Source organism: Actinoplanes sp. 13 (genome assembly GCF_056134165.1).
In genome coordinates this window covers 1-9442 of sequence record NZ_JBVYOQ010000004.1, presented here as the reverse complement: position 1 = coordinate 9442, position 9442 = coordinate 1, and the positions used below count along the sequence as shown (strand labels likewise).

Below are 9442 nucleotides of genomic sequence, written 5' to 3'. Positions count from 1 at the left end.
CATCGATGAACCGATGCGGCTAGACAAGCCGTTGTTTTGATGATCATCGGCATGTACCCTCCGCCGGTGCGTCAACGTGTGATGTGGTGGGCGGCGGGGGCCGCCGCACTGGTGACCGTCGCCGGCCTCGGCACCTGGCTACTGTGGCCGGAAGCGCCGCGCCAGCGGGATTACGTCGATGCCACTGCCTGCCTGCTCACCGACTCTGCCGGGGTGACCGGCGCGGCGGCAAAGCCGCTGTGGACGGCCATGCAGGAGGCGTCGCTGTCGAGCCATGCGCGGGTGCAGTACCTCGCGGTCGCCGGGCCGCAGACGCCGGCGAACGCGCAGGCCCATCTCACCTCGCTGGCCGAGAGCCGATGCGGGATCGTGGTCGCGGTGGGCAAGACGCAGACCGATGCGGTGGCGGCAACCGCCAAGAGTTTTCCCGCCGTACGCTTTTTGGCCATCGACAGCGGGGCCGAGGCGCCCAATGTGTCGGTCGTGGCGGCCGGCTCGTTCGATGAGACGATCGACCGCGAACTCGCCGACCTCGTCTCCTGACGCTCGCACTGGCCAGGACCACCCGCAGCCGGGGCGCACCGAGCCGACGAAGCCGGCCAAGACAGCTACAGCAACGACGAGATGCGTACGCCGATCCCCGAGGTTGCTCGACAGCAGTTGTGGCGCGTTCTCGACCAGGATCAGATACCCGTCTACCGAGATCCACTTCAGGTCGCGCAGGGAGTCGGAGAACCCGCCTGGACGCACGGGTCCTTCAGCTCCTGCGCTCCGGAGTGGCACCAGAGACGCCGGAGGCGCTCGACGTCATCGCGGACCATCACCGCGCTGTCAAGGGGCGGTGAGAAGCCGTGCTCCAAGGTGGTCTTCGGCGGGTCCGGGACGTGACTTTCCGAAGTGCCGGCCTTGGGGTTCGGGTCGGCCGCGCTGGATCGCAGGGTCGCCCCCACGTGTCCTCCCGGACCCGTCCTGAGCCGCTGGGCGTCAGTGGCCATCTGCCGGTGGACGACGTCGGACAGTCGCCGTTCAAGGCCCGCATGGCTTCCATAGTGGTCTTGCCCTCGGCGAGTTTGCGCCGGTAGTAGCGGCGGCTTGAAGTGCTTGCCGTCAGAGGAACGCCGGCGGCACCGGCCACTGGGAGTCGATGCGAGCCTGGTTGGCCAATTGAAAACCACCGATCGCGCCCAGCCCATGGTCCACGTAGTGCTCCGGCCGCACCGGACTGACCTGCACGGTGTTCCCCATCCCGGTGCGCTGGCGGAACAACCGGTCCACGCCCCGATTCATCAGATCATTCGGGATCGACGGCGTGTTGTGGCCGCTGCCGGGGAGGTCGTCCCAGAGCAGCGCGTGCCCGATCTCGTGAGCCGTGGTCTCGCCGATGAGCCGACCGAAGACCTTCGTCGCGACCGGGATGAGCGCCGCGTCGCTGCTGAGGCTGCTCTGCAACTGCACGATGAGGGCCTGGGTTTCGGTGTCGACGTCGATCGCGTTCGGTTCGGCGTACATCCCGGGGAAGAGATCGATGGACTCATCGAACGCGTCCCCGGTGCTCGGGCCGTTCGTGACCCCGAGGTTGCCGTTGGGATCCTTGTTCCGCAGGGTCGCGACGACGACATTGGTCGTCGGCACGTGCGCGGGCAAGGCCTCGTTGTTACCCACGACCTGCCAGAAGACCCGCACGTTGGCCCCGGCCAGCAGGGACTCGACCGTCAGCCGCATGTGCCGTACCACGTCGGCCTTGGTGCCGGTGAGCTGCGCATCGGACAGCGCCTGGTCGAAGTCGGCGGGGCTCTCGACGAGCCGCACGCACTGCGGCACCGACAGTTTCAGTTTCGTGCTGGCGATCCGTGTGCCGCCGCTGTCGAGCAGCTCGACGTCGAGGTTGTGGATACCGGGGATGATGCCGCGGACCCGGGTCCGTGCGGCGTTCGGGCTGTCGATCGTCACGGCGCCTGCGTCGGGGCTGGACCACCTCAGCCGGGATCCCGCCGGGGCGTTCCGGGTGCCGGCCTCCACCTGGATGACCAGCGTCTTGTCGTTCGTGGCCGGGTGGAAGGCGCGGGTCTGCGGGTCCTCGGTGCCTGCGGTGAGGGTGACGGCCGGCTTTGTAGCGTCCTCGGCGGTGGTGGGCCGGGCATCAACTTCGATCTTCTCTCCGGTCGGCCGGGTCACCGACACCGAGGCCTTCTCATCGCCGGCGGTCTTTGTGATCTTCTCGACGTCCTCGGTGGTGCCGGCGCTCTTCGGATTCGTGGTGCCAGCGCCGATCATGCCGCGGATCGCGGTCTCGGTGAGTCCGGCCGCCTGTTCGTCGGTGATGAGTCCCTGCTGCTTCGCGGATTGGATCGCCTTCATGGCCTTGTCGATGTCCTTCGCCATCTTTGCCTGCAGCGCCAGGTCGGCGGCCTTGGTGCCGAACGTCGTCGCCGTCTGGAACGCCTGCTGCAGCGCCGCGGCGGCATTCTGCTGGGTGCCGGTCAGGCCGGTGATATCGCGGAAGGCGCCGGACTGTCCCAGCAGGGTGAGCGCTGTTCCGAGGCCGGTTGGATCCGGTGCCGCGGGCGCATTCTGCATGGCGATGATCGGGGCCGGGAACTCCGTCGGCGTGGTGGGCAGCGGTTCGGCACGCCGGGTGTCGGTCGAAACCGGTAGCAGCTGGGTGGGCGAATCCGGGATGGGCTCGTCGTTCCACCGCCAGAACCGTGTCTCGTCGATGACCTCGCAGGAGTTGCAGGAGCCCATGATGGCCTCGGCGTAGACGCCCCGAGTAGGAACGGCGATCCGCGACGGCTCGATCGGGGTGTTCGGCTGGTAGTGCTCGAGCAGGTCGATCGGGTTCTCCGCGTCCTGTCGGTACGTCGGGTCCAGGTGGAAGCCGCGGGCGACCGGCAGTACGAGGCTGTTGCCGACGATGCCGACGAGTTGGTTCTCGACCACGCTTGCCACGGACCGCCCGCCGGAGTTCGGCGCCTCGAATCCGTCGAGCAGCATGTAACGCCGGGCGTCGCTCATCCGGGCCCAGATTCGGTGGTGGAACGGCTCGATGTTCTCGTTGAGGTGGTCGAGCAGATTGCGGGCGAGCTCTTTGTCTTCCTCGCGCGGGTTCCGCAGCTCCTGGCGGTTGAGCGGGGTCTCGACCCGCACGTCGTCGCTCCCGGCGAGGTCGTTGCGGATCTGCTGCCGGCTGAACAAGACCTCGGACAGATGGGCAGTCCGGTAGCGGAGTGATCCGCTCTCGACGATCACCCGCGAGCCCACCGGGAGGGTTTCGATGACGAACGGAGAGCCGGGCAGCCTCAGTCGAGAACTGATGGTGAGAGCCTTGATGTCCGACCGCATCACCGGCGGCAGCGCCCCGGACATGCGTAGGGTGACCGACAGTGCCCGGTCGTTGACGAAGCTCGAAAGCAGCGTGGCGTCGAGGCGCAGGTCGACCGTCGTCTCATCGGTGCGGGACGCCGTAATCTGGAGAACCTGCGCCACGGTGGAAGCAATCTTCGGGCCGAGCTGCTGAAGGAAGATGCGGTCCTTGAACGCCTTATCTCTGAGGTACTGGGCGTAGAAGTCTTCGGGGTTGAAGCCGAACAGCCTGGTCAGCGGCAGCCAGGCCGACGCGTCGAAGCGCTCGTCCTGATCCGCCGGCCGGGTCAGCTGGAAGCGAATGGTCAGCTCGCCTTCGACACTCTCGAGGTTCTCGTCCGCGTACCGGCCGGTGGGCAGGTCGCTGCCGGCGTAGCCGGCGTCGATACGTTCGAGCGCGTCGAATCCGCCGCGCAGCCGCGGCGGCACGGCGTCAACCAGGGTATTGCGCCAGCGCAGCGCCTTGTCCCGGGTGAACCAGGACATCAGCATCGGAACGAACAGGCATTCCTGGACGTCGGTGAGCCGCTGCCGGACCAGCAGGTGCCGCAGCACCTCGAAGTACTGCACGGTGATGGCATGGCAGTGGTTGTAGTTGGCCACGGACTCCGTTGTGGCCGTGACTCGTTCGCCTTGGGAGACCGTCGACACCACCGATGTGCGTTGCGTTCGCACCGACGACGCCGCCTGGATCGTCCGGTCCCGCAGTTGCTGCAGCGAGTTTGCCGCGGTCCGGCGCGAGGAGTTCTGCCAGGCGGCGCTGTCCGCACTTGACGTGCCACCGCCGACGCCGAGGAGCCCACCAACCGGCGGGATGATCGCGCCGATCCCGATGCCACCGGCGACGCTGCTCGTAGAGGCGCTCGACCCGCCCCGCGTCGACTCGCTCAAAGTGGCGGAGACGATCTCGCTGATGTCCCGGTCGCGATCGACGACCGCCTCGAGGCTGTCCCGAGACTCGCGGAATTCGTCGCGGGAGGCGCTTTCCCGACGCTCCCAGTCGACGACCGCCATCTGCTTCTTCTGCCCCGGCGCGAGCGGCAGGCTGTAAAGCAGGTTGCCCATCGAATAGCCGTCGGCCACCCATTCCTGCTTGAGGCGCAGCAGATGCCCGTGGGCGATCGTGGTGGCCTGATAGATCGTAGGGTCGTCGTCCCAGTCGACCGGGTGGCCGGCGTTGAGCGGCCGTCGTCCTGGCTGGCGCGCGATCGACCGTCCGAGGTAGCGGATCAGGTCGCCGTGCAGGGACTGGCGGGCCGCGCTGACTACCGTGTTGATCGAGACAGCGCCTGGCTCACGCAGGGCCGACTTGAGCACTCCTGCGTCGAACTCGACCTCGGCGCCGAGCGGCCCACCCGAGGCCACGAGACCCCGCTGATCTTCGACCAGCCCAGAGAGGTAGGAGCCGACGACCGCGGCCGGCACCTTGCGGGGCTCGTCGAGGACCAGGCCCCGAATCTCCGGCTCGGTGGTCCGGACGACGTAGCTGAACGAGAACTCCTCGAGCGTGCGATCCGGCTTGGTGAAATCCACACATCGCCCGGCGCCGGCGTCCATCGAGAACGTGCCGTCTGCCCGGGCCAGCTCGAAGGCGTCCGGAGCCCGTGGCGCCTGAACATCCCGCTGGCAACCACAGTCCGCCGGCACCGATGAGGCTTCGGGAAGGTCGACGACGAGGATGACGGTTTCCGGAAAGGTTCCGCCGGCGAGATGGACGTCAACCGGAACCGGCCCGCTGGACAGCCCGACGGTGGCATGCGCGGCGGTGAAGACGCCCACCGGGTAGGGGCCGGTGAAGTGGCCCTGCCCGTCGGTCGTCACTACCAGAAGCGCGTGGAAGTCCTTCGTATCCGGCTGGGCGGCCGTGGCTCCCCAAACGACCACCTGTAGGCCGGCGGCGCTGCGGCGGCCTGCAGCGTCGATGACCTGACCGCGCAGCCGCGCCGGCCGCGATGCGGCCGGATCGTCGTTCGGCTGTGGCGTGCCATATGCCCGGGGGTCGGCTTTGAGCGTCACGCGCCGCGGCAGCCTGGGGCCGTCCTCGGATCGGGTGGCGAGCACAGTGCCGTCGGGCGCCAGGATGCGGACCGTCACCGGCCCGTGCAACGTGTCGCGCAGCGGAACTTCGAGCGTGGCATGGCCGGCAAGGTTGAGCGGCGCCGAGGCGGCGAAGGGTACCGGCTGTCGCTCGTCTCCGACGAGATGGATGCCGGTGGCGTCGGCACGGTGACCGGCGTAGTTCCCGGCCGGCGCGGATTCGGTCGGCGCAGATTCGGCCGGCTCCGCGGCGACCTCAAGTGTGCGAGAGTCGCGATCCGGAATGTCCGTGTCGATCTGCGCCATGCCGTCTCCCAAGAGCTGATCCCGGAAAAGGGTGAACGCTCGCATGGTGCCGCTTCTCGGCCACCAGCGACAGCAGATCAAGGACAGTGGAAACACGGTATATGGCCTGAAGACCTGGGCTAACTACCGCAGTCTTGTTCAAGGGAGCAACTTCTGCCAGACGTCTTGGTACGGCGCCGGCTACTACTGGTACTGGAGTGGTTACCGCTACATCAACGGCACGACGTACATGTAGACGACACGTGGCATAGCTCCCCCGGCGAGTCCTGAACCGGCAGCTCCAGATGCGAGTCTCTCAGCGCGAACGCGGCCCCTCCGTGCAGGGGCCGCGCTTGAATGCTGCTGCCTGCGCAGCGCCGACGAGCTTGGCAAGCTGCACGATCTGCTCGTCCGTCGTCGACCAGGCCGGTCTCGCGTAGGACCCGCGGCGCTACGAGCAGGGCCTGGTCGAGTTGGTTCCGGCTGATCAGCGGCCGGAGTCGTGGATGGTCGACCGACCTGCTGAGGTACGGCAGATCGTTCGTGCGGTGGTGCGCGGTCGCGGGGCCGGCACGGTGGGGATCACCACCGCGGTGCACGGTGCCGGCGGGTTCGGGAAGACCACGGTGGCACGGTTGGTCCGCGCGGATCGGCGGGTGCTGCGCCGCTTCGACGGCCGGGTGTTCTGGGTGACGTTGGGCCGCGACGCCCGCCGTGGCGCGCTGGTGGAGAAGGTCAACGACCTGATCAAGAGAATCGACGCGGGTCGGGCGCAGTCGTTTACTGATGTCCGGCAGGCGGCGGAGCACCTTGCGGCGGTGTTCGCCGACGGGCCGCGGCGGCTACTCGTGCTTGACGATGTGTGGTTCGACGACCAGCTCGCGGCGTTTCCCGTGGCGGGCCGCTGTGCCCGGCTGGTCACAACGCGGATCCCGTCGCTGATGGGGGGCCAAGCCATCCCGGTGCCGGTTGATCAGATGTCACCGGAGCAGGCCCGGCGGGTGCTGACCGCTGACCTGCCCGGACTACCGGTAGCTGTGGTGGATGCCTTGCTGGTGGAGACCGGCCGCTGGCCGCTGCTGTTACGGTTGACTAACCGCAACCTGTTCAAGCGGGCCCAGTCGCACACCGACCTGGTCGTAGTAGCGCAGAGGCTGTTGGAGCGGCTACGACGTGACGGGCCACTGCGGGCGGCCGGGCATCTCCCCGGGGTGGACGTGCAGCAGCTGGACGTCGACGACCCGGACCAGCGCAGCAAAGCGGTCGCGGCGACGATCGAGGCCAGCGCCGGGCTGCTCACCGTTGAGGAACGCGCCCGGCTGACCGAACTGGCAATCTTCGTCGAGGACGAGACCGTTCCGGTCACCTTGGTGGCAAAGCTGTGGCAGGTCACCGGCGGGTTCGACGAGGACCAAACGAGCATGCTCTGTGTCTGGCTGGCTGACCTAGCCTTGCTGACCATGACAGCGACCGGGACCGGCGGCACGATCAGCCTGCACGACGTTGTCCGCGACTATCTGCACCAGCAACTCGCCGGCCGAGCTGGCGAAGTACACCAGACGCTGCTCGACGCGGTCGCCGCCGACCTTGCCCCTGCGGCCGCGGCCCTGGGCGCCGGTGACTGGGTGCCCGCTTGGTGGACGCTGCCGGAAAGGGAGCGCTATCTGCGTGATCACCTTATCGAGCACCTGCTCGCCGCCGGCCGCAGCACCGACGCGGAGACGCTTGCAACGGACCTGCGATGGGTGCAGTCACGGCTGTACGAGGTAGGGCCGGCCGCGCCGGTCGCTGACCTCACGCACATCACCACCCCACGCTCGGCTCGGGTTACTCGGTTGCTCGGTCAGAATGCACACCTGCTGACACCGACAGATCCGCCACACTCGCTCACCGACGTGTTGTACAGCCGCGTTGATCACGACCCCGAGTGGGGGCCACAAGCCCGCCACCTCGTCAGCGAGAACCCCCATCCCCGACTGAGCCTCATCTGGGTATTGCCGGATCTTCCCGACCCTGCCATCCGACGAATATTGCCCGGCAACTCCCGCCCGGTGACGGCGGTGGCGATCGTGGCAGACGGCACCTGGCTAGCCACCGCGAGCTCCGACGCGACGGTGCGGATCTGGGACACGAGCACCGGCACAGAGCGGCATATCCTGCGCGGTCACACCGGCCCGATCGCGGCAGCTGGCACCTGGCTGGCCACCGCTAGCTTCAGCGGGACGATCCGCCTGTGGGATGCGCGCACCGGCAAGAGGCGGCACATCATGCTCGGCCACGACGGCGCGGTGACCGCTATGGCATTTGCGGCGGACGGGACCCAATTGGCCACCGCCGGCATCGACGGGACGCTGTGGATCTGGGATGTTGACACCGGAGGGGAGCTGCACACCCGGCGCGGCTTTACCGGCCCGGTGAACGCTGTGGCTATCGCGGCGGACGGGACCTGGCTGGCCACCGGTGGCGACGACGGAACGGTGCGATTGTGGGAGGCGAGCACCGGGGCGGATCCGTACGTCCTGCGCGGCCACACCGGTCCGGTGAGGGCGGTGGCGATCGCGGCGGACGGCACCTGGCTGGCCACCGGCGGCGACGACGGATCAGTGGGACTGTGAGATGCGGGCTCCTGGACGCCGCTGCACATCCGGCGCGGCCACACCGGCCCGGTGAACGCGGTGGCGATCGCAGCCGATGGCACCTGGCTGGCCAGCGCCGGTGTCGATGCGACGGTGCGGGTCTGGGACACGAGCACCGGTGCGGAGCTGCACATCCTGCGCGGCCACACCGGCCCGGTGAGGTCGGTAGCGATCGCGGCGGACGGCACCTGGCTGGCCAGCGCCGGCTCCGATGCGACGGTGCGGATCTGGGACGCGGGCTCCGGCGCGGAGCTGCACATCCTGCGCGCCACACCGGCCCGGTGAGGGCGGTGGCGATCACCGCGGACGGCACCTGGCTGGCCACCACCAGCGTCGACGGGACAGTACGGATCTGGTGTCGAACCAGTTTCGCCTGCCTTGCCCTGATGCGCACTGAGGGTTCAATGTATTGCTGCACGTGGGACTCCGCCGACCACAACATCACCGCCGGCGGCGCAGCCGGGCTGTACCGCTTCAGGTTCGTTCCACCTCCGCCTTGATTAGGCATCCGGGACCTCGTGCGGGCCGCATGTCATTGCACCCATCGGACTCGCAAGGCGAACCGACGTCGCCTTGAGTTCCCCCCGCTTTCGCGAGCGGTTGGCCGCTCGATACCAGGACGAGCGATGCCCTGGCCACGGCGAAAAGCTCGCCCGACTTCTCGCAGACGACTCGCCACCGAGCCGGTGCGCTGTGGCGTTCCGCAGCCAAGGCGTAGCACCAGACAGCAACCCAAAGCGGCAGGAGAGTGCGTCGGCGCATGCCTTGTGTGCGGCCAGGGAGCGGATAGGCGGCACATATGGATACGCTATTCGCAATCGAGCTGGCGGTTCGGCAGCCAACAAAACTCAGCCGGGCGTCACCAGTCCCGCCACTCGTCCGTGATTTCATGGCGCGTTATCCGATGGCGTGCAGCGAAGGCGTCCAGGTCTATCCCGGCGTCATCCAGCATGCCTTCGATGTATTCGCACAGCCGTTCCCGCTCTCCGGTCTCAAAACGCCGTTCCGTTGAATTGCGCGTTGACCGCGTTAAGAGCTCCTAACGCGATCTCTACGTGGTCCATTTGATCAAGCGGCGCCAGCAGATCATGGCGCAGGCGAGGCTGACGAGACTGTCGTGG

At 67.9% G+C, this 9442-nt stretch carries 6 protein-coding genes; 5 read left to right on the top strand and 1 reads right to left on the bottom strand.

Annotation, left to right across the window (positions count from 1 at the left end; translation table 11 throughout):
- The first annotated feature begins 66 nt into the window (after nucleotides 1-66).
- Nucleotides 67-543 (top strand): BMP family ABC transporter substrate-binding protein, encoded by a 477-nt coding sequence (locus AC0NH5_RS10460; RefSeq protein ID WP_474402399.1) that lies wholly within the window; start codon nucleotides 67-69, stop codon nucleotides 541-543.
- Between the two features lie 564 nt (nucleotides 544-1107).
- On the opposite strand, the gene AC0NH5_RS10455 is transcribed toward AC0NH5_RS10460, so the two are convergent.
- Complete coding sequence (locus AC0NH5_RS10455) at nucleotides 1108-5706, bottom strand: hypothetical protein (RefSeq protein WP_474402397.1); 4599 nt, start codon at nucleotides 5704-5706, stop codon at nucleotides 1108-1110.
- Between the two features lie 43 nt (nucleotides 5707-5749).
- Here AC0NH5_RS10455 and AC0NH5_RS10450 point away from each other — a divergent pair, with 43 nt between their 5' ends.
- From AC0NH5_RS10450 to AC0NH5_RS10435, 4 genes are all read left to right on the top strand, one after another.
- Nucleotides 5750-5941 carry a hypothetical protein gene (locus AC0NH5_RS10450; RefSeq protein WP_474402396.1) on the top strand — a complete coding sequence of 64 codons (192 nt, stop codon included), beginning with the start codon at nucleotides 5750-5752 and terminating at the stop codon, nucleotides 5939-5941.
- A 319-nt stretch (nucleotides 5942-6260) separates the two neighbouring features.
- Nucleotides 6261-8300, top strand: a complete 2040-nt coding sequence (locus AC0NH5_RS10445) for an NB-ARC domain-containing protein (RefSeq protein WP_474402395.1) — start codon at nucleotides 6261-6263, stop codon at nucleotides 8298-8300.
- Nucleotides 8301-8321: 21 nt separating this feature from the next.
- Nucleotides 8322-8606: a WD40 repeat domain-containing protein gene (locus tag AC0NH5_RS10440; protein ID WP_474402931.1), complete on the top strand. Its 285-nt coding sequence runs from the start codon at nucleotides 8322-8324 to the stop codon at nucleotides 8604-8606.
- Entirely contained in the window at nucleotides 8603-8821 is a 219-nt protein-coding gene (locus AC0NH5_RS10435) for a hypothetical protein (protein WP_474402394.1), read from the top strand. Before AC0NH5_RS10440 ends, AC0NH5_RS10435 begins: the two co-directional genes overlap by 4 nt.
- The last annotated feature ends 621 nt before the right edge of the window (nucleotides 8822-9442 follow it).

Bases quoted from the DNA above. Each gene is read 5' to 3' on its own strand.
- AC0NH5_RS10455 (WP_474402397.1), bottom strand. From the start codon at position 5,706: ATGGCGCAGATCGACACGGACATTCCGGATCGCGACTCTCGCACACTT.
- AC0NH5_RS10450 (WP_474402396.1), top strand. From the start codon at position 5,750: ATGGTGCCGCTTCTCGGCCACCAGCGACAGCAGATCAAGGACAGTGGA.